Annotated in this window: 24 protein-coding genes; 13 read left to right on the forward strand and 11 right to left on the reverse strand. The window is 59.0% G+C overall.

The window, feature by feature from the left end; translation table 11 throughout:
* Positions 1-93: 93 nt before the first annotated feature.
* Positions 94-828, reverse strand: coding sequence for a class I SAM-dependent methyltransferase (locus tag DSD31_RS08030; RefSeq protein ID WP_032717953.1), 735 nt, complete (start codon positions 826-828; stop codon positions 94-96).
* A gap of 123 nt (positions 829-951) precedes the next feature.
* Here DSD31_RS08030 and mdtQ point away from each other — a divergent pair, with 123 nt between their 5' ends.
* Positions 952-2397 carry a multidrug resistance outer membrane protein MdtQ gene (gene mdtQ, locus DSD31_RS08035; protein WP_113990935.1) on the forward strand — a complete coding sequence of 482 codons (1446 nt, stop codon included), beginning with the start codon at positions 952-954 and terminating at the stop codon, positions 2395-2397.
* 63 nt (positions 2398-2460) lie between these two features.
* On the opposite strand, the gene DSD31_RS08040 is transcribed toward mdtQ, so the two are convergent.
* Positions 2461-3030, reverse strand: coding sequence for a DedA family protein (locus tag DSD31_RS08040; protein ID WP_004864738.1), 570 nt, complete (start codon positions 3028-3030; stop codon positions 2461-2463).
* Between the two features lie 405 nt (positions 3031-3435).
* Here DSD31_RS08040 and DSD31_RS08045 point away from each other — a divergent pair, with 405 nt between their 5' ends.
* Positions 3436-4023, forward strand: a complete 588-nt coding sequence (locus DSD31_RS08045) for a Yip1 family protein (RefSeq protein WP_004864735.1) — start codon at positions 3436-3438, stop codon at positions 4021-4023.
* Positions 4024-4223: 200 nt separating this feature from the next.
* Entirely contained in the window at positions 4224-5171 is a 948-nt protein-coding gene (gene pbpG / locus DSD31_RS08050; protein ID WP_015583849.1) for a D-alanyl-D-alanine endopeptidase, read from the forward strand.
* A gap of 39 nt (positions 5172-5210) precedes the next feature.
* Here the strand turns inward: pbpG and DSD31_RS08055 are convergent, their stop codons facing one another.
* Positions 5211-5765 carry a GNAT family N-acetyltransferase gene (locus DSD31_RS08055; protein ID WP_004864731.1) on the reverse strand — a complete coding sequence of 185 codons (555 nt, stop codon included), beginning with the start codon at positions 5763-5765 and terminating at the stop codon, positions 5211-5213.
* Between the two features lie 85 nt (positions 5766-5850).
* Positions 5851-7596, reverse strand: a complete 1746-nt coding sequence (gene dld / locus DSD31_RS08060) for a D-lactate dehydrogenase (RefSeq protein ID WP_004864729.1) — start codon at positions 7594-7596, stop codon at positions 5851-5853.
* Positions 7597-7790: 194 nt separating this feature from the next.
* On the opposite strand from dld, the gene bglX reads away from it, so the two are divergent.
* The 5 genes from bglX (at position 7791) to DSD31_RS08085 (ending at position 14033) form a co-directional block, all read left to right on the forward strand.
* A complete protein-coding gene (bglX, locus tag DSD31_RS08065) occupies positions 7791-10088 on the forward strand; it encodes a beta-glucosidase BglX (protein ID WP_113990936.1) in 2298 nt (765 codons plus the stop codon).
* A gap of 201 nt (positions 10089-10289) precedes the next feature.
* Positions 10290-11207 (forward strand): glycine betaine ABC transporter substrate-binding protein OsmF, encoded by a 918-nt coding sequence (osmF, locus tag DSD31_RS08070; protein WP_004864724.1) that lies wholly within the window; start codon positions 10290-10292, stop codon positions 11205-11207.
* Between the two features lie 7 nt (positions 11208-11214).
* Entirely contained in the window at positions 11215-12372 is a 1158-nt protein-coding gene (locus DSD31_RS08075) for an ABC transporter permease (RefSeq protein WP_004864722.1), read from the forward strand.
* Positions 12365-13312 (forward strand): ABC transporter ATP-binding protein, encoded by a 948-nt coding sequence (locus DSD31_RS08080; RefSeq protein WP_004864720.1) that lies wholly within the window; start codon positions 12365-12367, stop codon positions 13310-13312. Before DSD31_RS08075 ends, DSD31_RS08080 begins: the two co-directional genes overlap by 8 nt.
* The gene (locus tag DSD31_RS08085; protein WP_044350051.1) at positions 13296-14033 is read left to right on the forward strand and encodes an ABC transporter permease; all 738 of its coding nucleotides are present in this window, start codon (positions 13296-13298) and stop codon (positions 14031-14033) included. Before DSD31_RS08080 ends, DSD31_RS08085 begins: the two co-directional genes overlap by 17 nt.
* Here the strand turns inward: DSD31_RS08085 and DSD31_RS08090 are convergent.
* Together DSD31_RS08090 and DSD31_RS08095 are read right to left on the reverse strand one after the other, a co-directional pair.
* Positions 14008-14121: a protein YohO gene (locus DSD31_RS08090; protein WP_004103838.1), complete on the reverse strand. Its 114-nt coding sequence runs from the start codon at positions 14119-14121 to the stop codon at positions 14008-14010. The two genes, DSD31_RS08085 and DSD31_RS08090, sit on opposite strands and share 26 nt — an antisense overlap.
* A 59-nt stretch (positions 14122-14180) precedes the next feature.
* Entirely contained in the window at positions 14181-14912 is a 732-nt protein-coding gene (locus DSD31_RS08095; protein WP_004864715.1) for a MerR family transcriptional regulator, read from the reverse strand.
* Between the two features lie 209 nt (positions 14913-15121).
* Between DSD31_RS08095 and DSD31_RS08100 the strand changes: the two genes are divergently transcribed.
* The 3 genes from DSD31_RS08100 to DSD31_RS08110 are packed head-to-tail and all read left to right on the forward strand — an operon-like array spanning position 15122 to position 18044.
* Entirely contained in the window at positions 15122-16810 is a 1689-nt protein-coding gene (locus DSD31_RS08100) for a sensor histidine kinase (protein ID WP_004864713.1), read from the forward strand.
* Entirely contained in the window at positions 16804-17523 is a 720-nt protein-coding gene (gene btsR / locus DSD31_RS08105; protein WP_004864711.1) for a two-component system response regulator BtsR, read from the forward strand. The genes DSD31_RS08100 and btsR overlap by 7 nt, the downstream gene beginning before the upstream one ends.
* Positions 17524-17576: 53 nt before the next feature.
* Entirely contained in the window at positions 17577-18044 is a 468-nt protein-coding gene (locus DSD31_RS08110; protein WP_004864709.1) for a YehS family protein, read from the forward strand.
* Between the two features lie 76 nt (positions 18045-18120).
* Here the strand turns inward: DSD31_RS08110 and DSD31_RS08115 are convergent, their stop codons facing one another.
* The gene (locus tag DSD31_RS08115) at positions 18121-18582 is read right to left on the reverse strand and encodes a YehR family lipoprotein (protein WP_015583854.1); all 462 of its coding nucleotides are present in this window, start codon (positions 18580-18582) and stop codon (positions 18121-18123) included.
* Between the two features lie 192 nt (positions 18583-18774).
* Positions 18775-20808: a methionine--tRNA ligase gene (gene metG, locus DSD31_RS08125; protein ID WP_015583855.1), complete on the reverse strand. Its 2034-nt coding sequence runs from the start codon at positions 20806-20808 to the stop codon at positions 18775-18777.
* A gap of 153 nt (positions 20809-20961) precedes the next feature.
* Between metG and apbC the strand changes: the two genes are divergently transcribed.
* Complete coding sequence (gene apbC, locus DSD31_RS08130) at positions 20962-22071, forward strand: iron-sulfur cluster carrier protein ApbC (RefSeq protein WP_015583856.1); 1110 nt, start codon at positions 20962-20964, stop codon at positions 22069-22071.
* Positions 22072-22172: 101 nt separating this feature from the next.
* Here the strand turns inward: apbC and DSD31_RS08135 are convergent, their stop codons facing one another.
* Entirely contained in the window at positions 22173-22490 is a 318-nt protein-coding gene (locus DSD31_RS08135; RefSeq protein ID WP_004864698.1) for an RcnB family protein, read from the reverse strand.
* Between the two features lie 187 nt (positions 22491-22677).
* Here DSD31_RS08135 and DSD31_RS08140 point away from each other — a divergent pair, with 187 nt between their 5' ends.
* On the forward strand, positions 22678-23604 hold the full coding sequence (locus tag DSD31_RS08140; RefSeq protein ID WP_004864695.1) for a LysR family transcriptional regulator: 927 nt from the start codon (positions 22678-22680) through the stop codon (positions 23602-23604).
* Here DSD31_RS08140 and DSD31_RS08145 read toward each other — a convergent pair.
* Both DSD31_RS08145 and DSD31_RS08150 read right to left on the reverse strand, forming a co-directional pair.
* Complete coding sequence (locus DSD31_RS08145; protein ID WP_015583857.1) at positions 23601-24944, reverse strand: NCS2 family permease; 1344 nt, start codon at positions 24942-24944, stop codon at positions 23601-23603. The two genes, DSD31_RS08140 and DSD31_RS08145, sit on opposite strands and share 4 nt — an antisense overlap.
* Positions 24945-24946: 2 nt before the next feature.
* Positions 24947-26758: an adenine deaminase gene (locus DSD31_RS08150; RefSeq protein ID WP_004864692.1), complete on the reverse strand. Its 1812-nt coding sequence runs from the start codon at positions 26756-26758 to the stop codon at positions 24947-24949.
* Positions 26759-26870 lie beyond the last annotated feature (112 nt).

A 26870-nucleotide genomic window follows, 5' to 3' on the forward strand; every position in this document is an offset into this window, starting at 1 on the left:
TATTAACCGCCCCCGACAGAGAGGCGATCACCGTCGCTAAAATCGCGTCGTCACCCCGTTCAAGGCCCGGAGATTCTCCGGGCCTTTTACTTATCATGCCGGTTTGCGGGCGCGCAGCAGAAAGATCATCGGCCGCTCTTTTTCCTCATCCAGCCCCGGCTGGGCGGCGATTTGCTCCGCCGTTGGCCCCCATTCATCGAGATGCTCAATGACAAAACCGGCGGCAACCAGCAGGTTTATCCAGCTGGCCAGCTTGCGGTGCTGTTTTTTCACCCCGTCGGCAAACCAGTTGCTGATTCGCTCTCCCTCTTGCTGATAGTGACTCACCGGCCAGATTTTCTGTCCGGCGTCATCGTTCTGCCAGCCCTGGCGGAGGGGGGCGGTGTAGACAGGGTGTTCTGCGGAAAAGAGCAGCGTGCCGCCGGGGGTCAGCGCCTGGTAAATCACGGCGAACAGCGGGGCGACATCGGGGAGATAGTGCAGGGCCAGCGAACTGTAGACCAGCTCGCATGAGTCGGCCGGCAGGGTCAGCGTCTGCAAATCTTCACAGCGGTAGTCAATATCGTCTCCCTGGCCCATTTCACGCGCGCGGTCGAGCATCCGGCTGGAAAGATCCACGCCGGTCACCTGGGCGGCGCCTTGTTCTCGCGCCCAGCGGCAGAACCAGCCGTAGCCGCAGCCGAGATCGACGACGCGCAGGCCGCGTAAAGCCGGCAGCATACGTTGAATAGCCGGCCATTCCGGCGCGCCGTCGAGCCCTTTAACCGACCGATCGAGAGTGGCATATCCTGCAAAAAAATCAGGATCATCGTAGATGTTCTGGCTCATTATCACTCCATGAATTATTTGTTTATTTTTAATTATCCAGGTGTTTAGTCACACACTTTACTAAACGGCTTAATTTTATTTAACTTAGTATAACCAACCTTGTTTAGTTACCTGACCTGTCTAATGAATCTTACTCTGAGAAAAAGCGTATTGGCTGGGTTCCCCCTGGTCATCGCTCTGGCTGGCTGCGCGCCGTCCCATGATATTGGCGAGCCGCCGCAGCAGCAGATACCTGCCTCCCATGTGTCAATGGATCTGCCCGCGGCGGTTAAAAATGGCTGGCCGCAAAGCAACTGGTGGCAGGATTACCACGACCCGCAGCTGAATAATTTGATCCAGCGCGCTCTGGCGAATGCTCCGGATATGCAGATTGCCGAACAGCGTATCAAGCTGGCGGAAGCTCAGGCTCGTATGTCGCAAGCCAGTCTTGGGCCGGAGATGGATTTCTCTGCCAATGTTGAACGGCAGAAAATGTCGGCGGAGGGGCTGATGGGGCCGTTTGCCACGGATACCGACGGCAATACCGGGCCCTGGTACACCAATGGCACCTTTGGTCTGACGGCGGGCTGGGATCTGGATCTGTGGGGGAAAAACCGGGCGCTGGTGAAAGCCCGCATCGGTGAACTTAAAGCACAAGTGGCGGAAGAGGCGCAAACCCGCGAACTGCTGGCCAGCAGCGTGGCGCGACTCTACTGGCAGTGGCAGACCGAAGCCGCGGTGAAAACCGTGCTCCAGCAGGTTAAAAGCGAACAGAATAATATTGTCAGCGTTGACCAGGCGCTGTATCAGCGCGGGATCACCAACTCGGCCGAAGGGGCTGAAAACGATATCAATGTCAGCAAAACCGACCAGCAGCTGGCGGACGTTGCGGGCAGCATGAAAGAGATCGAAGCGCGCCTGATGGCGCTGACCAACAGCCAGAGTCAGGCGCTGAATCTGCATCCGGCTAATCTTCCGCAGGTGAGCGCGCAGATGCCGACGGAGTTGGGGTATGAGCTGCTGGCGCGCCGCCCGGATCTGCAGGTGGCCCACTGGTATATTGAGGCCTCGCTGAGCGAGGTGGATGCGGCGAAAGCGGCGTTCTATCCGGACATCAACCTGATGGCCTTCCTGCAGCAGGATGCGCTGCACCTGAGCGATCTGTTCCGCCATTCCGCCCAGCAGATGGGGCTGTCCGCTGGGTTGACGCTGCCTGTCTTTGATAGCGGCAGACTGAATGCCAACCTCGATATTGCCAGCGCGCAGAATAATCTGTCGGTGGCAAAATATAACAAAGCGGTTGTGGACGCGGTGAACCAGGTGGCGAAGACCGCCAGCCAGGTTGAGACCCTGATGGAGAAGAATCAGCAGCAGCAGCAGGTTGAAAAAGATGCGCAGCGGACGGTGAATCTGGCGGAGGCTCGCATGATCGCCGGGATTCTTCCGGGGTCACGTGTCAGTATGGCCAGGCTGCCTGCGCTTCAGGAGCGCATTACCGCGCTGCGTCTGCGCGGCCAGTGGCTGGATGCCAGCATTCAGCTGACCTCGGCGCTGGGCGGCGGCTACCACCAGACCACGAAGTCAGATTAACGCCTGGCAAGGCACCCTCTGCGCGGCCGGGCTTTCCGGTCGTCAGGCGGTGCCGGCTCGGCGCTACTCTTTCTTTTTCGCCTCGCGGCGTCGGAACCACCAGTGCGCGGCTACCACCAGCGCGACCACCAGAATCAGCCAGATCCAGTGCTTCAGATGCGCATCAAGATGATGCAGCCACGGTCCAATGGCTTCCCCGCCCAGATAGCCCAGCGTGGTGAATAACAGCGCCCACACCAGCGCGCCGAGAATATTCAGCGGCAGGAACACTTTTGGCGGCAGGCGGCTGGCGCCGATCAATAACGGCCCGATGACCCGGAAACCGTACATAAAACGGGTCCCAATCACAAACAGATAGGGGCGGCGCTGAATCATGCGCTGCGCTTTGCGTATCCGCGCCTGATGGCGGGAAAAACGCTTCAGCAGCTTGCCGCCGAAGCGTCGGCCCAGCAGATACAGCAGCTGATCGCCGATCATTCCCCCGAGGGCAACGGAGAGAACGACCAGGGGAAATTTTAATAACCCCTGATGCGCGACCACGCCGCCCAGCAGAGTGATGGTTTCACCTTCCGCCATGCTGCCAATGACCAGCGCAGCGTAGCCATACTGGGAAATCAGGTTATTGATATCCATACAAAAATAAACTCCCTTACCCCTTATGCTTCCGCGCATGTCTGGCGACCAGCGGGGCCGGTTGTGCAGCGCGAAGCATCAACGGGATCAATCATCAATGGGTTAATCATACACCCTGGGGCTTAAAACGAGGTTAAGCGTCTATCTCATCAGGACGCTTTTGCTGGTCATTTTGCCGCAGGGCAGGGATCTCAACGATTTATGGCGGCCTGCCAGGGGGAACCCGCCTGCACGTGCTACGCCTACGCGGCGCATTCTCCGCGCTGTCGGTGTTCAAACCGCCTGCGCCAAAAACGCCTGCCAGGACAGGCTCTGAGCGCATTTTTAGTGCTGTACATAAACGAATCGCGCAGGGTGAATTATACTTGGATCAGTGCTGTACGAGGCCGTGACAAGGGGGACGCTATGAACCATGTCTGGGGACTATTCTCTCATCCGAATCAAGAGATGAGCGTTATCAAGAGCGAAAACGAGACGATTTCGCACCACTATACGCACCATGTGCTGGTCATGGCAGCGGTTCCGGTTATCTGCGCCTTTATCGGCACCACGCAGCTTGGCTGGAACTTTGGCGATGGCACCGTGGTAAAACTTTCGCTGATGACCGGTCTGGCGCTGGCGGTGGTGTTCTACGCCGTGATGCTGGGCGGGGTCGCGGTGATGGGGAGGATTATCTGGTGGATGGCCAGAAACTATCCGCAGCGGCCATCGCTTAAGCGCTGCATGGTGTTTGCCGGGTATGTCGCTACGCCGCTGTTTCTCAGCGGGCTGGTCGCGCTTTATCCGCTGGTCTGGCTGTGCGCACTGGTGGGGACGATCGCGCTGTTTTACACCGGCTACCTGCTGTATCTCGGCATCCCGACCTTCCTGAGTATTAATAAAGAAGAGGGACTCAGCTTTGCCAGTTCCACCCTGGCCATCGGGGTGCTGGTGCTTGAAGTCCTGCTGGCGATAACCGTTATTCTCTGGGGATACGGCTACCGACTGTTTTAATTCTGTTGCTGAACCGTTTGATGAGTGAATCTATTGCTGGCATAAATGGATTTTTATGCCAGCAATGCAGCATTTGCTCACGATTCTTATTAGTCAGGTCGCGTTCTGCCGGGGTATGATAGGGTCTGCCAGCGTTGCCTGTTGCCCGGCGACGCAGCGTACGTTAATAACGTGCAAGAATACTTTTCAGAATGCTCACGATGCCGAAATTTCGAGTTTCTTTGCTCAGCCTGACCTTGCTTCTGGCTGTGCCTTTTGCGCCCCAGGCGATAGCAAAAACCCCCGTGGCCGCCACGGCCCTGCAGCCGGAAATTGCTTCCGGCAGTGCGATGATCGTTGATCTTGCCAGCAAAAAGATTATTTACCAGAGCCAGCCGGATCTGGTTCGCCCCATCGCATCGATTACCAAAGTGATGACGGCGATGGTGGTTCTGGATGCGCATCTGCCGTTAGACGAGATGCTCACCGTAGATATCAGCCACACGCCGGAGATGAAAGGCATCTATTCACGCGTGCGGCTGAACAGCCAAATCAGCCGCCGCAATATGCTGCTGCTGGCGCTGATGTCCTCCGAAAACCGCGCTGCCGCGAGCCTGGCCCACCATTATCCTGGCGGCTATGACGCCTTTATTCGCGCCATGAACGCCAAGGCCCAGGCGCTGGGCATGACCCATACTCGCTACGTTGAGCCGACGGGCCTGTCGATTCACAACGTATCGACCGCGCGCGACCTGACGAAGCTGCTGATGGCCACCGAGCAGTATCCGCTGATCGGCCAGCTGAGCACTACCAAAGAAGATACCGCCACCTTCGCTCATCCGGCCTATACGCTGCCGTTCCGTAATACCAACCACCTGGTCTATCGGGATAACTGGAATATCCAGCTGACCAAAACCGGCTTTACTAATGCCGCGGGCCACTGCCTGGTCATGAGAACGGTGATTAATCAGCGCCCGGTGGCGCTGGTGGTGATGGATGCGTTCGGGAAATATACCCACTTTGCCGACGCCAGTCGTCTGCGTACCTGGGTTGAAACCGGGAAGGTGATGCCGGTTCCGGCCTCCGCGCTGAGCTATAAAAAACAGCGTGAGGCGCAGATGGCGGATGCGATGCTGAAAGGCGGCGCGCAGACCGCGCAAAACGATTAATGCCTCTCCCCCGACTCGCGCACGCGGGCGGGGGATTTTTTATTCCGGTATGGTTAAGTCGCCCTCGCCGAGCTGGCGCTGCATAATTAACGTATCCCGCCAGTCGCCCATCTTGTACCCGACGCTACGCAGCTGACCCGCCACGGTAAAACCAAATTTTTTGTGAATGGCGAGCGAGCCGGCATTGTTATGCCCGTCGCCGATAATCGCCAGCATCTGCCGCCACGGGCCTTGTTCGCACTTTGCAATCAGCTGCGTGAGCAGGGCGCTGCCGATGCCGCGCCCGCCCATGCCGGACTCGACATAAATCGACTCTTCAAGCGTGTAGCGATAGGCGGGGCGGGGACGGTAAAACGTCGCGTAGCAGTAGCCGACGATGGTGCCGCGCCACAGCGCCACCAGCCAGGGCAGCCCGTTGTCACGCACGGTTTTGATGCGCTTGCGCATTTCATCGACGGTCGGGGGAATATCTTCAAAGGAGGCGCGTCCGTTCAGCACGTGCCAGACGTACAGCGCCGCGATGGCGTGCGCGTCATCGGGCAGGGCTTCGCGGATCTCTAATTCAGCGCCGTGTAACATATCCGCTTCGGACATGATGGGACTCCTTAACCAGGTTTGCCGGAGAGGCGTTTCTCCGGCGTGCAGCGTAATACAGAATCCCGTAACTCGTCACCCCTGATTAGTGCTCTTCAGCGCCGTGACTCCCGTCCGCCTGGCGCTCACCCCAGTACTTCTGCTTACTGGTTTTTCCGAGCCCCGGGTTCATGCTGTTGGTCGGGTCATTCTGGCGGTAGAACTGTTTTAAGCTCTCCGGCGCTTCATAGAGATGGCCGACGTTATGCTCGGCGGGGTATTGCGCCCCGCGCGCCTTCAGCAGCTCCAGCATCTTCTCTTTCAGTTCGTGGGCATCGACGCCTTTTTTGACGATGTAGTCCTGGTGGAAGACGTGGCACATAAAGTGACCGTAATAGAGCTTGTGTACCAGCTGACTGTCGATCTCCGGCGGCAGATGCTCAAACCACTCGGTATCGTTACGGCGCAGAGCGATATCCAGCGCCAGAATATCTTCCACTTCGTCGGCATGTACCGCCTGGTAACGGATGGCGGCTCCTGCGGCGGCGAAGCGGTGAAGAAACGCTTTGCTGCCTTCTTCCGGCGTGCAGGCAAAGAAATCGCCCTCGGCCTCGCGGAAGTATGCCGTCAGCCAGGTCTGGGCTTCTTCGATGCCATCGCCCGCCATTTTCAGCAGCAGGTGATGTTCATATTTATCGCGCCAGCTTTTCATCCGCTCCGGGAGATGCGCCGGGAAGACGTGTCCGAGCTTCTGCATGAAGCGGTCGGTAAAGTGGGGCTTAAACAGCGACACTTTCTCCAGCATGGCGTCGGTGCGGCCTTTCATCGTGAAGAAGAACGGCATTTTGTCGGTGCCGAGCTTATCGATCATCAGGAAGGTGTCTTTCCCGTAGCGCTCGGCGATATCGTAGATATCGCGATGCATATACTCACCCGCCACCGGCAGGTGCTGAAACTCGGCGAGAATATGGCGACGGATCTCCGTCAGCACCGCCGGGTTATTGCTACCGATGTAAAAGACCTGCTGGCGTTTTTCCGCCGGAAAGGTATCGAGGCGCGCGGCGAATACCGCCAGCTTGCCGGCGCAGCCGGAGGATTCAAACAGGCGATCCGGGTCGGCATTGTAGCGCGCCGGGGTATCGGCATTGACGTCGCGCACGCGGGTGACGTAATCGTGGTCATGGGCGTGGCGGCCATCGTGCTGAATATCATCTTCTTTGATACGGTCGTCGTCGAGGCGGCTGAGGATCTGTTCCGGCGTGGCGCCGAGGTCAATCCCGAGGTGGTTCACCAGCCGCAGCTTGCCGTTTTCGTCAATCTGCGCAAATAACGACATCTCGGTATAGGCCGGGCCGCGTTGTACCAGCGAACCGCCGGAGTTGTTGCAGATCCCGCCGATCACCGAGGCGCCGATGCAGGAAGAACCGATCACCGAATGCGGCTCGCGACCCAGCGGCTTCAGCGCTTTTTCCAGCGAGTAGAGCGTGGTGCCCGGGAACGCCAGCACCTGTTCGCCTTTATCCAGCAGGTGCAGCTTATCGAGGCGCAGGGTGCTGATGATGACGATCTCACGGTCGTAGTCGTTGCCGCTTGGGGTTGAACCTTCGGTCAGCCCGGTGTTCGCCGCCTGCATCAAAATGATTTTATCGGCGTCGACACAGGCGCTCAGCACGCGCCACAGTTCCAGCAGGGTTCCCGGGAAGACCACCGCCAGCGCGTCGCCCTGGCCGGAGCGGAAACCTTTACGGTAGCGCTGGGTTTTTGCCGGATCGGTTAACAGATGGGAGGAGCCAACCAGTCTTGCCAGTTCCGCCAGAAAACCAGAATTATTCGATGTTGTTGCCGATGACATGATCCACTCCTTGTGGTGGTACCGAAAATATCGGAATTAAGCATAGCGCTTTGTATGACAATTTTGTGCACCAATGTGTCGAAAAATCAGAGAAGAACCTTAGCATTGTGCAGGCGTCTTGTTTATATATATGGCAAACTGCGGTTTTTATTATGTTTTGCCGTAACCCCGGCCTGAGAGAAAGAGAGATAAAAATGAAATGGCTCTGCACTATAGGCGTCGCCGTCAGTCTGGCGCTGCAACCCGCGCTGGCGGATGAACTGTTCGGCAATCACCCTCTGACGCCGCAGGCCCGCGATGCGTTCGTGAGTGAACTGCTCAAGAAGATGACCGTCGATGAAAAAATTGGCCAGCTAAGGCTGATCAGCGTCGGGCCGGATAACCCGAAAGAGGCGATCCGCGAGATGATCAAAGATGGCCAGGTCGGGGCCATTTTCAATACCGTGACCCGCCCGGATATCCGCGCGATGCAGGACCAGGTCATGCAGCTCAGCCGGTTGAAAATCCCGCTGTTTTTCGCCTATGACGTGATTCACGGTCAGCGCACCGTGTTCCCGATAAGCCTTGGTCTGGCCTCTTCCTTTAACCTGGACGCGGTAAAGACGGTGGGGCGTATTTCGGCGTATGAAGCCGCCGACGACGGTCTCAACATGACCTGGGCGCCGATGGTCGATGTCTCCCGCGATCCGCGCTGGGGCCGCGCTTCGGAAGGTTTCGGCGAAGATACCTATCTGACCACCGAAATGGGACGGGCGATGGTTGAGTCGATGCAGGGCAAAAGCCCGGCGGATCGCTACTCGGTGATGACCAGCGTGAAGCACTTCGCCGCCTATGGCGCGGTGGAGGGGGGCAAAGAGTACAACACCGTCGATATGAGCCCGCAGCGCCTGTTCAACGACTATATGCCGCCGTATAAAGCGGGGCTGGATGCCGGGAGCGGCGCGGTGATGGTGGCGCTCAACTCGCTGAACGGCACGCCGGCGACCTCCGATGCCTGGCTGCTGAAAGAGGTGCTGCGCGATGACTGGGGCTTTAAAGGCATCACCGTCTCCGATCACGGCGCGATCAAAGAGCTGATCAAGCACGGCGTTGCTGCCGATCCGGAAGATGCCGTGCGGGTAGCGCTGAAGTCGGGCATCAACATGAGTATGAGCGACGAGTACTACAGCAAATACCTGCCGGGGCTGGTTAAATCCGGCAAGGTGACGATGGCGGAGCTGGATGACGCCACCCGCCACGTGCTCAACGTTAAATATGATATGGGGCTGTTTAACGATCCGTACAGCCATCTCGGTCCGCAGGGATCCGATCCGCAGGATACCAACGCCGAAAGCCGCCTGCATCGCCAGGAGGCGCGCGAAGTCGCCCGGCAAAGCCTGGTGCTGCTGAAGAACCGTCTGGAGACGCTGCCGCTGAAAAAATCGGGAACCGTTGCGGTTATCGGGCCGCTGGCTGACAGCAAACGTGACATGATGGGCAGCTGGTCGGCGGCAGGGGTGGCGGATCAGTCGGTGACGGTGCTGACCGGCATCAAAGAGGCGCTGGGCGACAAAGGCAAGGTTATCTATGCCCGCGGCGCTAACGTCACCAACGATAAAGGTATTGTCGATTTCCTCAACCTGTATGAGAAAGCGGTGCAGGTCGATCCGCGCTCGCCGCAGGCGATGATCGATGAAGCGGTGGCGGCGGCGAAACAGTCCGACGTGGTGGTGGCCGTGGTGGGCGAGGCGCAGGGTATGGCCCATGAAGCCTCCAGCCGTACCGACATCACCTTGCCACAGAGCCAGGGCGATTTGATTAGCGCCCTGAAAGCCACCGGTAAGCCGCTGGTACTGGTGCTGATGAACGGTCGTCCGCTGGCGCTGGTGAAAGAAGATCAGCAGGCTGACGCTATCCTCGAAACCTGGTTCGCCGGGACCGAGGGGGGCCATGCCATTGCCGATGTGCTGTTCGGCGATGCCAACCCGTCCGGTAAACTGCCGATGTCGTTCCCGCGCTCGGTGGGGCAGATTCCGGTGTACTACAGCCATCTTAATACCGGCCGTCCGTACAATGCCGATAAACCGAACAAATACACCTCCCGCTACTTTGATGAAGCGAATGGCCCGCTGTACCCGTTCGGCTACGGCCTGAGCTACACCACCTTTAGCGTTTCCGACGTCAAAATGTCGGCGCCGACCCTGCAGCGCGACGGTAGCGTCACCGCCAGCGTACAGGTGACCAACACCGGCAAGCGCGAAGGGGCAACGGTGATTCAGCTCTATCTGCAGGATGTGACCGCCTCGATGAGCCGTCCGGTGAAAATGCTGCGCGGCTTTAAGCGCGTGACCCTCAAGCCGGGAGAGACGCAAACCGTCGCCTTCCCGATTGAAATTGACGCCCTGAAGTTCTGGAATCAGAAAATGAAATACGATGCCGAGCCGGGCAAATTCAACGTCTTTATTGGCGTCGACTCCGCCCGCGTGAAGCAGAGTGAATTCGAGCTACTGTAAGCGAGGAAACGGCGGGTTTCGCCGGCCGGGCCAGGCGCCAGCCGCCTCCCGGCAGAAACGCGGGCGTCCTGTTTAAAACAGCGTTGTCATCCTTCTCAAAGGCCGAATATTCGGCCTTTTCTTTTTCCGGATGCACTAAATGAACTACGCTTTTCTCTTAAGCTCCTGTTAATGGAGCGCTAATTAAAGAGGGACGCGGGGATGATAAAGGCACGTATCTGGTCAGGCGCGCTGGCGCTGGTCGCGCTGGTCAGCCTGCCGCTTCAGGCGGCGGAGCCGGTCAAAGTTGGCTCAAAAATCGACACCGAAGGGGCGCTGCTGGGCAATATTATTTTGCAGGTTCTGGAAAGTCATGGCGTGAAAACCGTGAATAAGATCCAGCTGGGAACCACCCCGGTGGTACGCGGGGCGATTACGGCGGGGGAATTAGACATTTATCCGGAATACACCGGCAACGGCGCCTTCTTCTTTAAAGACGAAAACGACCCGGCGTGGAAGAACGCGCAGCAGGGTTATGAGAAGGTCAAAACCCTCGACGCGCAGAAGAATAAGCTTATCTGGCTGACGCCTGCGCCGGCCAATAACACCTGGACCATTGCCGTGCGTCAGGATCTGGCGGAAAAAAATCATCTGACCTCGCTGGCCGATCTCAGCGCCTGGCTGCAAAAAGGGGGCGACTTTAAGCTCGCCGCCTCCGCCGAATTTATCGAACGTCCGGATGCGCTCCCGGCCTTTGAAAAAGCCTATGGCTTCAAGCTCAAGCAAAGTCAGCTGCTGTCGTTGGCGGGGGGCGATACGGCGGTGACCATCAAAGCGGCGGCCCAGCAGACTTCCGGGGTGAATGCGGCAATGGCCTACGGAACCGACGGGCCGGTGGCGGCGCTGGGGCTGCAAACGCTCAGCGATCCGCAGGGCGTACAGCCGATTTATGCCCCGACGCCCGTGGTGCGCGAAGCGGTGCTGAAAGCCTATCCGCAGATCGCGCAATGGCTCCAGCCGGTCTTTGCCAGCCTTGACGAGAAAACGCTGCAACAGCTCAATGCCAGTATTGCCGTGGAAGGGCTGGACGCGAAAAAAGTTGCCGCAGATTATCTGCAGCAAAAAGGGCTGCTGAAGTAGATTATTGGTGGCTATTCGCTGTTATAACCGCGTATCGCTGCTGCTGGCCTGTCTGCTGCTGCTGGTGGTGGCTCTGCCGTTCGTCAACTATGCGCCTAACCGTCTGCTCTCCGGGGAGGGACGCTGGCTTTGGCAACTCGCGCCGTGGCTGACGGCGGTGCAGGTCTGCGGCGCGCTGCTGCTGATTCTGCTCTGCTGGCTACCGGGACGCAGGCCGCTGCTGCTGAGCTTGCTGATGCTGGATGCGCTGCTGGCGCTGCTGTTCTGGGGGGCGGGGCAGACGGCGGTACAGCTGGCGCACAGCGGCTCCTCGCTGGCCCGCACCTCGCCGGGAAGCGGCCTGTGGCTGGCGCTGGCGCTGTGCTTACTGCTGGCCAGCGAGACAATCCGGCGTCTGACCACGCGGGCGCACTGGCGCTGGCTGCTCAATGTGCAAATCTGGTTGATTCCCTGCGTGCTGCTCGGCAGCGGAGCGCTGAATCAGCTCTCGCTACTGAAAGAGTATGCCAACCGTCAGGAGGTGTTTGATGACGCGCTGCGTCAACATTTGACCCTGCTGTTTGGCACGCTGTTGCCGGGGCTGCTGATCGGGCTGCCGGTAGGCATCGGCCTCTGGCGCCGGCCGCGGTGGCAGGCCCCGGTGTTTACCTTTCTCAATGTTATTCAAACGATTCCCTCCGTGGCGCTGTTTGGTCTGCTGATCGCGCCGCTGGCCGGTCTCGCCCGCCATTTCCCCGGTCTGGCGGAGCGCGGCATTTCCGGCACCGGGATGACGCCAGCGCTGATTGCGCTGGTGCTGTATGCCTTGCTGCCGCTGGTTCGCGGGGTGGTGACCGGTTTACAGCAGGTACCGCGCGATGTGCTTGAGAGCGCCGCGGCGATGGGGATGAGCGGCGCGCAGCGCTTCTGGCACGTGCAGCTGCCGCTGGCGCTGCCGGTTTTGCTGCGCAGTCTGCGGGTGGTGAGCGTGCAAACCGTCGGAATGGCGGTGGTCGCCGCCCTGATCGGCGCCGGTGGGTTTGGTGCGCTGGTCTTCCAGGGGCTGTTGAGCAGCGCCCTGGATCTGGTACTGCTGGGAGTGATGCCGACGATTGCGCTGGCGGTGGTGGTCGACGCGCTGTTTGCGCTGTGGGGGGCATTATTGAAAGGAGAGGCGGGTGATTGAATTTAACGGGGTCAACAAATCCTTCGCCGGGCTGCCGGCGGTGAAAAACCTGAACCTGCACCTGCGCGAAGGCGCATTCTCGGTCCTGATCGGAACCTCTGGATCGGGGAAATCAACCACCCTGAAAATGATTAACCGGCTGGTCGAACATGACAGCGGCACCATCCGTTTTGCCGGGCAGGATATTCGCCAGCAGCCGGTGCTGGCGCTACGTCGACGCATGGGCTATGCCATTCAGTCTATCGGCCTGTTTCCGCACTGGACGGTGGCGCAGAACATCGCCACCGTCCCGCAGCTGCAAAAATGGCCGCAGCGCAAAATCGCGGCGCGCATTGACGAATTAATGGCGCTGCTGGGGCTGGAGCCGACGCTGCGGGAGCGCTATCCGCATCAGCTCTCCGGCGGTCAGCAGCAGCGCGTTGGCGTGGCGCGGGCGCTGGCGGCCAATCCTGAAGTCCTGCTGATGGACGAACCGTTTGGCGCGCTGGATCCGGTCACCCGGGAAGCGCTCCAGCAGGAGATGATCCGCATCCATCGGCTGCTCGGGCGGACGATTGTGCTGGTGACCCACGATATTGATGAAGCCCTGCGGCTGGCGGATCACCTGGTGCTGATGGACGGTGGCGAAGTGATCCAGCAAGGGGCGCCGCTGCAGATGCTGCTCGAGCCTGAAAATACCTTCGTCGAGACTTTTTTTGGCCGCAGCGAACTGGGCGTCCGGCTGTTGTCGCTGCGCGGGGTGGGCGACTATCTGCGGCGTAATGAACGGCTTGCCGGCGATACGCTGAACGTCGCGATGACGCTGCGCGAAGCGCTGTCGCAGTTTATTGCCCATCGCTGCGACGTCCTGCCGGTAGTGGATGAACAGGGGGAGGCGTGCGGAACGCTGCATTTTGCCGATCTGCTCGGCGAGGAGGTGCGGCATGCGCGTACTTCGTGATCCGCTGCTGTGGCTGCTGGCGCTGTTTATCGCCATTTTGCTGCTGCTGCCTTATAGCACGCCGCTATTCAGCGCGCTGTTCCCCGAGCTGCCGCGCCCGGTGTATCAGCAGGAGAGTTTTGTCGCCCTGACTTTCGCCCACTGCTGGCTGGTGGTGCTTTCCAGCCTGGCGGCGACGGTGGTGGGCGTCGGGGCCGGGGTGGCGGTGACGCGTCCCGCAGGCCGCGAGTTTCGTCCATTGGTGGAGACCATCGCCGCGATGGGACAAACGTTTCCGCCGGTGGCGGTGCTGGCGATTGCCGTTCCGGTACTGGGGTTTGGCTGGCAGCCTGCGCTGATTGCGCTGGCGCTGTATGGCATATTACCGGTCCTGCAGGGGACCCTGGCCGGGCTGAGCGCCGTGCCGTCGGGGGTCGTGAGTATCGCCAACGGGATGGGCATGACGGGCTGGCAGAGACTTATTCGCGTGGAGATGCCGCTGGCTGCGCCGGTGATGCTGGCCGGTATCCGGACATCGACCATCGTCAATATCGGAACGGCGACCATTGCGTCAACGGTCGGGGCGAATACGCTCGGCACGCCGATCGTTATCGGCCTGAGCGGATTCAATACGGCTTATGTCATTCAGGGGGCGCTGCTGGTCGCGCTGGCGGCGATTATCGTCGACCGCGGCTTTGAACGGTTGAACCGGCGAATCAGCCGACACCACCGCGCACAATAAACGAGTAACCGGCCAGCATGACGCCGCCGATGCCGCTGATGGCCATGAATAAGAAGAGGGTGATAACCGCAATTTTCGCTGGCTTCATAATAGGCTCCTGATGTTAACGGAGGGATTATACGGTGAAGCACAGGTGTTAATGAAACATTAATTGCTATTTAGCCAGATAACGTGCCCCTGCTGCTGCCAGGCCTGCAGCTGATCCTGCTGCGCCAGGGTCGGGGTTTCGCCGCACCATACCAGGAGCGTGCTGTCAGGAAACAGATCGGGACGGATCTGGGTCAGAGAGTGGGGGAGGACATCGACCCGCCAGCCTTGTTCGCAGGCGATCCAGCCCTCCAGCCACAGCCGCGTGGTGTCGTTGACATTCCAGCCGAGCACCAGCGCATGGCTGCCCGGACGTTTCCAGGCGCTGGCGAGGCTGTGCGCGACATGGTTGATGAGAATCCCGTCGAGGATGCTGCGCAGCGCGGTAAGCGTCGGCTGCGGGCTGAGCAGGCGGTGGCGTAAGGGGATAAACAGATGGTTAACCAGGGTCAGCGCCGTATAGCTATGGCTGCGCTCTTTGATCCACAGCCGTAAACGGTGGTAGCTGCCGTCGTGGAGATACCCCAGCAGAATCTCCTGCTGCTCCCGCCAGCCGTCTTCCTCTCCACTCGTGTTGTCGTTAAGCAAGGTTTTGACCTTACTCACCTGAACGCCGGAATCAATCCAGCGCTTAATCTCGCGGATTCGGTCAATTTCCTGCTCGTTAAACAGGCGGTGCCCTCCGTCGGTGCGCTGCGGTTTCAGCAATCCGTAGCGTCGTTGCCAGGCGCGAAGCGTTACGGGGTTAATGTCACAGAGCTGAGCCACTTCACCAATCGTATAAAGCGCCATATATCCTCTCCCGCAAAGTCTCCCCTATAACTGTAGAAGCTGTTTACGGAAGAGGAAATATTCGCTCATTTTTTGTTCGTTTAAGTAACGAGAGGCGGGCAAGAAGTGTGATCCTGACCATGATTTGTGATTTTCTTGTAGTGCTTCAAAGAAAGTGATGACCCGGCAGTGTATGTTACGCGCTTTCGAGTGAAGCGTGGTCTGTGGGTATGTACGAGTTTGATCTGGTGTTGCTGCTGCTTCAGCAGATGTGCGTGTTTTTGGTCATTGCGTGGCTGATGAGCAAGACACGGCTGTTCATCCCGCTGATGCAGGTTACCGTTCGTCTACCGCATAAGCTGCTGTGCTACGTGACCTTCTCCATTTTCTGCATTATGGGGACCTATTTCGGTCTGCATATTGAAGACTCGATCGCCAATACCCGCGCCATCGGCGCCGTGATGGGCGGTCTGCTCGGTGGCCCGGTGGTCGGCGGCCTGGTGGGGCTGACCGGCGGGCTGCACCGCTACTCGCTCGGCGGTATGACGGCGTTAAGCTGCATGGTTTCCACCATAGTCGAGGGGCTGCTGGGCGGCCTGGTTCACAGCGTGCTGGTCAAGCGCGGGCGGCCGGATAAGGTCTTCAGCCCGCTCACCGCCGGGGCGATCACCTTCTTTGCCGAGCTGGTGCAGATGATGATCATTTTGCTGATCGCCCGGCCATTTCAGGACGCGCTGCATCTGGTGCAAAGCATCGCCGCGCCGATGATGGTGACCAACACCGTAGGCGCCGCGCTGTTTATGCGTATCCTGCTGGATAAGCGAGCGATGTTTGAGAAGTACACCTCGGCTTTTTCCGCCACCGCCCTCAAGGTGGCGGCCTCGACCGAGGGGATCCTGCGCCAGGGATTCAACGAAGAGAACAGCATGAAGGTGGCGCAGGTGCTTATTCAGGAGCTCGATATCGGCGCGGTGGCCATTACCGATCGCGACAAGCTGCTGGCGTTTACCGGTATCGGCGACGACCACCACCTGCCGGGCAAACCTATCTCTTCATCCTATACGCAAAAAGCGATTGATAGCGGCGAAGTGGTGTATGCCGACGGCAATGAAGTCCCCTACCGCTGTTCCATTCATCCCAACTGTAAGCTGGGGTCGACGCTGGTTATCCCGCTGCGCGGTGAAAATCAGCGGGTGATCGGCACCATCAAGCTGTATGAAGCGAAAAACCGCCTGTTCAGCTCCATCAATCGCACGCTCGGAGAGGGGATCGCTCAGCTGCTGTCGGCACAAATCCTCGCCGGGCAGTATGAGCGGCAGAAGGCGCTGCTGACGCAATCGGAGATCAAGCTGCTCCACGCGCAGGTGAATCCCCATTTTCTGTTTAATGCGTTGAATACCCTGAAGGCGGTGATTCGCCGCGACAGCGATCAGGCCGGGCAGCTGGTGCAGTACCTGTCGACCTTTTTCCGCAAGAATCTGAAGCGGCCGTCGGAGTTTGTGACGCTGGCGGATGAGATTGAACACGTGAATGCCTATCTGCAAATTGAGAAAGCGCGTTTCCAGGCCAATTTACAGATTCAGATGCTGGTGCCCGACGCGCTGGCTCACCATCAGCTGCCGGCGTTTACGCTGCAGCCGATTGTTGAAAACGCCATTAAACACGGCACGTCGCAGCATCTCGGGGTAGGGGAAATTACCATTCGCGCCAGCCAGCACGAGCGCTGGCTGCAGTTAGATATTGAGGATAACGCCGGCCTGTACCAGGACAATCCCAACGCCAGCGGGCTGGGAATGAGCCTGGTAGATCGCCGTTTACGGGCGCGCTTCGGCGCCGACTGCGGCATTACCGTGACCTGTGAAGCGGAACGTTTCACCCGCGTCACGCTGCGACTGCCTCTGGAGGAGAACGCGTGTTAAAAGTGTTGATAGTTGATGATGAACCGCTGGCACGAGAAAATCTGCGTGTTTTACTGGAGTCCGCCAGCGATATTGAGATCGTCGGGGAGTGCGCGAACGCGGTTGAAGCGATTGGCGCGGTGCACAAGCTGCGCCCGGACGTGCTGTTTCTCGATATTCAGATGCCGCGGATCAGCGGCCTGGAAATGGTCGGGATGCTCGACCCTGAACACCGGCCTTACATCGTGTTTCTGACCGCTTTTGACGAGTATGCGGTGAAGGCGTTCGAAGAGCATGCGTTTGATTATCTGCTGAAACCCATCGAAGCACCGCGGCTGGAGAAGACGCTGGCGCGTCTGCGCCAGGAGCGTAGCCTGCAGGATATCTCGCTGCTCGACGATACCCAGCAGGCGCTGAAATATATTCCCTGTACCGGCCACAGCCGAATCTGGCTGCTGCAGATGGAGGATGTCGCCTTTGTCAGCAGCCGGATGAGCGGAATTTATGTCACCGATCGTGAGGGGAAGGAGGGGTTTACGGAGCTGACCTTACGCACCCTTGAGAGCCGGACGCCGCTGCTGCGCTGTCATCGACAGTATCTGGTGAATATGGCCCATCTGAAAGAGATTCGCCTTGAGGAAAACGGCCAGGCGGAGCTGCTGATGCGGGCCGGGCAAACGGTGCCGGTGAGCCGTCGCTACTTAAAAAGTCTGAAAGAGGCGATTGGTCTGTAAAACGACGGAATCATGGTAGACTTAGCGCCAGCATTTTTCATCATGAAGGCATTATGATCAGTAACGATATCTTACGTAGCCTGCGCTACACCCTGAAAACCAATAATAACGACCTGGTGCGCATTTTTGCGCTGGGCGATTCCGTCGTCAGCGCAGAGCAGCTGGTACCGTGGCTGAAAAAGGAGGACGAAGAGGGCTTCCAGCGCTGCCCGGACATTATGTTGTCGATCTTCCTCAACGGCCTGATCTATGACAAACGCGGGAAAGATGAGGCGGCCCCGCCGCTGGCGGTTGAGCGTCGGGTGAATAACAATATCGTGCTGAAAAAGCTGCGCATCGCCTTTTCGCTGAAGAGCGATGACATCCTCGCCATTCTGACTCAGCAAAAGTTTCGCGTTTCGATGCCGGAAATCACCGCCATGATGCGCGCGCCGGATCATAAAAACTTCCGCGAATGCGGTGACCAGTTCCTGCGCTATTTCCTGCGCGGTCTGACCGAGCGCATCCACGGCAAAGCGTAATCTTCCTCTCCTGTTTTGCCCGGTCGGCGCTGTGCCGGCCGGGCAAGTCCTCTGTGCCGCCCCGGATCTGCGAGACCTATTTCACCTCTGTAAAACCCTGTTCGGCGAGGAGCTTCTCGGACACCGACATCGACACCTCCTGCAGCGCGCAGTTGGTCACCATTGAGCCGGGCAGCTTACACAGTTCGCTCATGTTAGCCCGGGTAAAATCCACGCTGAGATGTTCCAGCGCCTCGCTATCTTTGTAATCGATGCTCTGTTCCACGCCTTTAACGTCGAGATAAACGCTTCTCATCGGTTCAATTAACGCCCGCGCCTGCTCCTGATTCGCCGCGCCGATGGTCTGATAGGGAATGGTGTTATTAGCTTCCTGACGCAGGACTTTGTCACCGACATAATGGTAGGTAAACACCAGCCCGACGCCGTTTTCCATCCGGGTAAAGGTTTTGCTCTTTTCGTCGGGGTTATCGCAGCCTGCGAGGCCGACAATCACAAGCGAAGCCGCCAGAGCGGTAACCATCCTGCGGTAAATGTTCATCACGGTCCCTTGGTTGATAGTGAATCACGTACCGGTTTTTCAATCGGCAGACAGGTTGATTATTGTCAGGATTGCCGTAGCGCGCAACGCACAGAAAAGGCTGCAGGGGGCTGAATGGTCCGGCGGTGGCAGCGCGGAAGGGAAGGCGGAAGGGACAAAAAAAGCGCTGCCGGAGCAGCGCTTGATGCGGGATTATTTTACCTGCTGACCCGGCTGGGCGCCGCTGTCAGGGCTTAACAGGAAGATATCCTTCCCGCCAGGGCCCGCTGCCATCACCATCCCTTCCGAGATGCCGAAACGCATTTTACGCGGCGCCAGGTTGGCCACCATCACCGTCAGGCGACCAATCAACACCTGCGGATCCGGGTAGGCGCTACGAATGCCGGAGAAGACGTTACGTTTCTCGCCGCCCAGATCGAGGCTCAGGCGCAGCAGCTTGTCAGAACCATCAACAAATTCGGCGTTTTCAATCAGCGCGATGCGCATATCCACTTTGGCGAAATCGTCAAAGGTGATGGTGTCCTGAATCGGATCGTCCGCCAGCGGACCGGTAACCGGTGCGGCGGTGGCTTTCACCTCTTCTTTCGACGCGTCGACCAGGGCTTCAACCTGCTTCATCTCGATGCGGTTGTACAGCGCCTTGAAGGTGTTGACCTTATGCGACAGCAGCGGCTGCTGGATAGCATCCCAGTTCAGTTCGCTGTTGAGGAAGGCTTCGGCGCGGGCGGTCAGCTGCGGCAGGACCGGCTTGAGCCAGGTCATCAGCACGCGGAACATATTCAGGCCCATGGTGCAGATAGCCTGCAGATCGGCGTCGCGGCCTTCCTGTCTGGCGACGACCCACGGTGCCTGCTCGTCAACGTAGCGGTTAGCCACGTCGGCCAGCGCCATGATTTCACGGATGGCTTTACCGAACTCGCGGCTGTCCCACGCTTCGCCAATGCTTGCTGCCGCATCGGTGAAGGTTTTGTACAGCGCCGGATCGGCAAGCTCAGCGGACAGCATGCCGTCGAAACGCTTATTGATAAAACCGGCGTTGCGCGAGGCGAGGTTTACCACTTTGTTGACGATGTCGGCGTTCACGCGCTGCACGAAATCTTCCAGGTTCAGGTCGATATCATCGATGCGCGAAGAGAGCTTGGCGGTGTAGTAATAACGCAGGCTGTCGGCGTCAAAATGGTTCAGCCAGGTGCTGGCCTTGATAAAGGTGCCGCGTGATTTGGACATCTTGGCGCCGTTGACGGTGACGTAACCGTGAACGAACAGGTTGGTCGGCTTGCGGAAACCGCTGCCTTCCAGCATCGCCGGCCAGAACAGGCTGTGGAAGTAGACGATATCTTTGCCGATAAAGTGATACAGCTCGGCGTCGGAGTCTTTCTTCCAGTAGGCGTCAAAGCTTTCGCTATCGCCGCGTTTGTCACACAGGTTCTTGAAGGAGCCCATGTAGCCGATCGGCGCATCCAGCCAGACGTAGAAATATTTGCCCGGCGCGTTGGGGATTTCGAAGCCAAAGTACGGCGCGTCGCGGGAAATGTCCCACTGCTGCAGACCGGACTCGAACCACTCCTGCATTTTGTTCGCCACCTGCTCCTGCAGCGCGCCGCTGCGGGTCCACGCCTGCAGCATTTCGCTAAAGGACGGCAGGTCGAAGAAGAAGTGCTCGGATTCACGCATCACCGGGGTCGCCCCGGAAACCACCGATTTCGGGTCGATCAGCTCGGTCGGGCTGTAGGTCGCGCCGCACACTTCGCAGTTATCGCCATACTGATCCGGTGATTTACACTTCGGACAGGTGCCTTTCACGAAACGGTCCGGCAGGAACATCCCTTTTTCCGGATCGTAAAGCTGAGAGATGGTGCGGTTTTTGATAAAACCGTTCTCTTTCAGGCGGCCGTAGATCAGCTCAGACAGCTCGCGGTTCTCGTCGCTGTGCGTCGAGTGGTAGTTGTCGTAGCTAATATCAAAGCCCGCAAAATCGGTCTGATGCTCCTGACTCATTTCGCCAATCATCTGCTCCGGAGAGACGCCAAGCTGCTGAGCTTTCAGCATGATAGGCGTGCCGTGGGCGTCGTCAGCACAGATGAAATTGACCTCGTTGCCGCGCATTCGCTGGTAACGGACCCAGACATCAGCCTGGATGTGCTCCAGCATGTGGCCGAGGTGGATTGAGCCGTTAGCGTACGGCAGCGCGCACGTTACCAGAATTTTCTTCGCGACTTGAGTCATAGTGAGCATTACATCTTCTGTTGTAAAAAGGGCTTTTGATATTACCAAAAGGGCACTGGGTGCGCCATAAATGGCTGACCATATATGGATAATCCTCAGCTGTGATAAACTCAATGATTACTGAAAGCCTCTCATAACAACAAAGGAGTCGGGATGAATTCGCAATCCCAGGCCAAATCCCCCGAACGTCTACGTGCGATGGTCGCCGGAACGTTGGCTAATTTCCAGCACCCCACTTTGAAGCATAATCTCACCGCGCTGAAGGCACTGCACCACGTCGCCTGGCTCGACGATACCGTGCATATCGAGATCCAGATGCCGTTTGTCTGGCACAGTGCTTTTGAAGATTTAAAAGAGCAATGTAGCGCCGACCTGCTGCGCATTACCGGCGCGCAGGCGATTGACTGGAAGCTGTCGCATAACATTGCCACGCTGAAGCGGGTAAAAAATCAGCCGGGCGTAAACGGGGTCAAAAATATTATTGCCGTCAGCTCCGGCAAAGGCGGGGTGGGTAAATCCTCCACGGCGGTGAACCTGGCGCTGGCGCTGGCCGCGGAAGGGGCGAAAGTCGGGATCCTCGATGCCGATATTTATGGTCCGTCGATTCCCACCATGCTCGGTGCGGAAGATCAGCGTCCCACCTCGCCAGATGGCACCCATATGGCGCCGATCATGAAATTTGGCCTCGCCACCAACTCCATCGGCTACCTGGTGACCGACGATAACGCCATGGTATGGCGCGGTCCGATGGCCAGCAAGGCGCTGCTGCAGATGCTGCAGGAGACGCTGTGGCCGGATCTGGATTATCTGGTGCTGGATATGCCGCCAGGCACCGGCGACATTCAGCTGACTCTTGCGCAGAATATCCCGGTCACCGGCGCGGTAGTGGTGACGACGCCGCAGGATATCGCGCTGATCGATGCGAAAAAAGGCATCGTGATGTTTGAGAAGGTGGACGTTCCGGTCCTCGGCATCGTCGAAAACATGAGTATCCATATCTGCAGCAACTGTGGTCACCATGAGCCGATTTTCGGCACCGGCGGCGCCGAAAAGCTGGCGGAGCAATACCACACTCAGCTGCTGGCCCAGCTGCCGCTGCACATCAATTTGCGTGAAGATCTGGATAACGGTAAGCCGACCGTGGTTGCCCGTCCGGAGAGCGAGTTCACCGAAATTTACCGTCAGCTGGCGGGACGCGTGGCGGCCCGGCTCTACTGGCAGGGGGAAGTGATTCCCGGTGAGATTGCCTTCCGCGCGGTGTAGCGTCGGCGGATAGCACAACGCCCTGGACTTTTCTGATCCGCAGCGGACAGCAAAAGGACAGGGCGTTTTTGTTGGTCCGTCAGCCGACGGACCGTCAGCCATTAGTGCTGATAGAAGATTTCGCCGTCGTAAATTTTGACAATTTTACCTTCGGTATCGGTGATCAGCACGTAGCTGCCGCCCATATAGGTGTAGTGAGTACCGGCGTCCGGCGCGGGCAGGTTACGCTGCTGCCACTGTTTAATGGTGTATTCTGGCGTCAGATAAAGCGGCGGCACGGTGTCGCCTACGCGAAACTGCGTGAAGTCTGCGGTGAAACCATCAAGTTCATATTTTTGTACGCCGCTGGTGGATGCTGCCCAGACGGTACTGGTGCTGGCCAACAGTACGCCCAGAAGCATCATTTTTGTTTTACGCATAATTTCCTCATTATTATCCTGGATTACCCTGGACACAAAATCGCAGCCTCGTATCATTCCTGAAGCATGGCCGGGAAGGCAAGCGTTGGTTGCGTTAAAAATGTAAGAAAACGATGGGCCGGTTGCCGGATTTGGCGTCGAGCGGCGGTTTTGAGAACAATCCTGGTAGCAGGATTCGGGAGTCAATATGTTCAGACTGGAAGATCTGACGCTATTTGTTCGTGCGGCGGCGCTGGGGAGTTTTAGCGATGCGGCGCGGGAGGTCGGGCAGCAGCCGGCGCAGGTGAGTGCGGCGATTAAGCGCCTGGAGACCACGCTCAATATTCGTCTTTTTGCGCGCTCTACCCGCAGCTTACGTCTGACGCCCGAAGGGGAAACCTGGCTGCCCTATGCCACCCAGATGCTGGATACGCTGCATGCCGGGCTGCAAAAAATTCAGGTGCCGGACGACGAGGTCCGCGGGACGTTGCAAATTGCGGTACCCTCCGATCTGGGGCGTAATCTGCTGCTGAACGTCTTCCGCGCCTTTCGCCAGCGGCACCCGGCGCTGAAGCTGCGCATTCTCTTTTCCGACCATCGGACCGATGTGTTTAAAGATCCGGTCGATGTCGCCTTTCGCTACGGTGACAACGACGATGCTTCGTTTATTTCTCTCCCCGTCGCGCCGGAAAACCGGCGGGTGCTGGTGGCTTCTCCGCAGTGGATTGCCCGGCACGGCGAGCCGCAGACGCCGGAGGCGCTGGCGCAACACCCTGCGCTCCTGTACGTACTGCGCGGCAGGCAGTTCGATCGCTGGACCTTAAGTCTCAACGGCGTGGTTGAACATATGCAGGTTTCCGGCGACATCATCAGCGACGACGCCGAGGTGATTCGCCGCCTGGCCATTGCAGGGGAGGGGTTTGCCTATAAGTCAGCGCTGGATGTCAGCGATGATATTCGCGCAGGACGCCTGCAGATTCTGCTGCCGCACTATCAGGGCGACAGAGTCCCGCTCAATATGATTTGCCCGCACCGCAAGCAGCTTTCTGCGGCGGTGCGGTTACTCTATGAAGAGGTCAAAGCGCACTGTGAAACGGTGCAGGCCGACGCGCTACGCGGGCCTGTGGACGTTTAGTGCCTCACCAGGGTGGCGAAATAGTAGACCAGCGGAACGGCAAGGATCCATAAACCCAGCGGGATTTCTCGCCACTTTCCGGCGACCGTTTTAATCATGATGTAGAACAGCAGCCCGCCGGCGATACCGGTACCGAAGCTGTTGGCGATCAGGGTGATCATCACCATCATTAATACCGGCAGCCCGTCGGTGAAGCTGGAGAGATCGACTTTGCGCAGGCCGCTAAACATGTTGAGACCAATCAGGATCAGCGCCGGAGCGGTGGCCTCTTTGGGGATCATCAGGGCGATCGGCGTAAACAGCAGCATCAGCAGGAACATAACCGCCGCGGCCAGCGCGGTGAGCCCGGTTTTACCGCCCGCTTCGGCGGCGGCGGAAGACTCAATCAGCGCGGTCGCCGCCGGGATCCCCAGCCACGGGCCGAGGGCTGCCGCAATCGAATCGACCATAAACGGCCGGTTAATATGCGGCATATTGCCCTCTTCATCCAGCAGTCCCGCTTCGCCGCCCACCGCCAGCGTGGTCCCCATGGTGGAGAAAAACTCAGAGGCGAAAAAGACAAACAGGAACGGCAGGAAAGCGATATTCAGCGCGCCCAGCATATCGACGTGGCCGAAGACCGGCGCCAGCGAGTGCGGCATCGCGATAAAACTGTCCGGCAGACGGGTGACCCCCGCCGGAATCCCCACCAGGGTGGCAAACAGAATCGCCCATAAAATGGCGCCCGGGATGCGCCGCGCCTGCAGCGCAATCGCCAGAAACAGGCCGCACAGCGCCACCAGCGCGCCGGGAGATAAGAAATCACCCAGCATCAGGGCATTGGTTTTGGCATTCGCCAGCACCAGGCCGGCATTGCGAAAACCGAGCACCGCCACGAACAAACCGATTGAAGCCGTCAGTCCCAGCTTGATGGACTGGGGGACAGAACGGGTGACCACTTCACGCAGGCCGAATTTGGTTAACAGAAAGAACAGAATACCTGACCAGCAGGCGATGCCGAGGCCAATTTGCCAGCCGATCCCTTCGCTACCGGCCAGGGTGACGCCCACCAGCACCGAGCCGCCGATGCCTGGGCCGACGATAAACGGCAGGTTAGCGTAAAACGCCATCAGCAGCGTACCGGCGACGAAGACCAGAATCGTGCCCGTGGTGGCGGCGCCTTTGTCCATGCCGCCCACCGCCAGCAGGCCGGGGATGACCACCAGCAGATAGGCGGCCGCAAGAAAGCCAGTGATCCCCGAGAGGCACTCGGTACGCAGCGTGCTGCCGCGGGAGCGCAGGGCAAAACGGCGCTCCAGCCAGCTTCCTTGTGTTGAGGTATGCAGTGTGTTGTCGGCCATGCTCAGGCTCCCCGGAGATTATTGTTGTGAGGGTCGGTGGCCGGGGTTTCCCGGCAGTCTATCAGCGGTTCGACAATCTGGCGGGTGGTGCCGTCGGTCAAACCTAAATCGGTCAAATGTGGTCCGGCATTGCAGGCGAGGCAAGTGCCTTCGATGGCCTTAAATACCCGGTAGGGCGGCTCCCAGTCGGCGATTTCTGCGCTCAGGTCGCGTAATTCGCGGAACTGCCGCGCGAGTTCTGCCGCCGGCAGATCGGAGAGCATGCCGGCAATCGGCATCGCCACGTGGGCAAGAATATCCCCCTGACGGGAGAGCGCCATCCCGCCGCCGGAGGCAATCAGCCGGTTGGCGGCCAGCGCCATATCCTCAGCGTTACGTCCCAGCACCACCAGGTTGTGTGAATCGTGCGAGTAGCTGGTGGCGATAGCGCCGCGCAGCTCTCCCCAGCCTTCGAGCAGGGCGATTTGCGGCGTCGCCTGATGGCGGCCGTGGCGATGCTTCACCCAAATCAGGCTAAATCCAGCGGGCAGCTGAACTTCGCCGTGGCGTACCTGCACCTCGACTTCTCCCCACTGCGTAAAGCGCGCGCCGCGGATATGTCGCAGGCGGGCAACGCCGTGGACAATACCGGGGACCCGCAGCACAAAATCCTCGGTATTCAGCGGCGCCAGCTGCAGCGTATTGCGCGGCGGAGTGACACCCTCTGCGGCTGGAATGGGCTGGAGCAGCGCGCCGTCGCGGGCGACCAGTTTCCCGGCGACGTACACTTTCCGGGCCTCAAGCCTTTCCAGTGAATCAAATACCACCAGGTCGGCGCGGCGGCCGGCGGCAATCAGCCCTGAATCGTGACGCTGCAGGCGAATGGCGGCGTTGAGGGTGGCGAAGCGCAGGACGTCGGTGGCGGCGAGACCGTGTTCAATCAGCAGGTTGAGCAGGGCGATAATGCCGCCTTTTTCCAGCAGCATATCCGGCGGGACATCGTCGGTGCACACCGTGATCTGCGAGGAGAGATGCGGCAGGGTTTTCAGGGCCTTGACGATATCCGGCAGCAGATAGGGGTGCGAGCCGCGAATTTCGAGGGTCAAACCGGCGCGCAGCTTTTCCAGCGCGTCTTCCGCGGAGGTTAGCTCATGATCGGAGGTGACGCCCGCCGCGAGGTAGGCCTGGAGATCGGCGCCGCTCAGGCCGCGGGCGTGGCCTTCAATCAGCTTGCCGCTGTCGAGACCGGCCTGAACAATCTCCTGCATCCGGGCGCTGCCGTTGAGCACGCCGTGCATGTCCATCACTTCCGCCACGCCGCGCACTTCCGGCCATGCCAGCATGGTCGCCATCTCCGCTCCGGCAAAATCGGCGCCGGACATTTCCAGCCCCGGCGTCGAGGGTACGCTGGAGGGGGCGGCGACCATCACCTGCAGCGGCAGATGGCGGCTGGCGGCGACGGCATAGCGCACGCCTTCGACCCCGAGGACGTTGGCCAGCTCATGCGGGTCCCAGAAGACCGCGGTGGTTCCCTGGGCGAGGACAATTTCCGCGTAGCGTTCGGGAGGGAGGTGGGAACTCTCGAGATGGACATGGGTATCCATCAGCCCCGGTGACAGGTAGGCGCCGTCCAGCGCATGGCGTTGGTGGGCATCGGCGCGGCTGCCGCGCGGGTGCACGCTGGCGATCATCTCGCCGGTGATGCCGACATCGGCTTCGCGGACTTCACCGGTGACCATGTCGACTATCTGCGCCCCGGTCAACAACAGGTCAAAAGGTATTTCGCCCCGGGCGGCCATGACGGCGCGGCGGCGGTTTTCAGCATTGCTGGACATAACAACTCCGGCACAAGGATAATGGGGGTACTCTAGGGGCACAGCAAACGTTTGCCCAGATGAATAAATTTATCACCCGATAAGCTCGGGTTATTCTGCCCGATTACCCTTA

Origin of the sequence: Klebsiella sp. X13 (assembly GCF_003323835.1) — a bacterium.
Classification (GTDB): Bacteria; Pseudomonadota; Gammaproteobacteria; order Enterobacterales; family Enterobacteriaceae; genus Klebsiella; species Klebsiella ornithinolytica.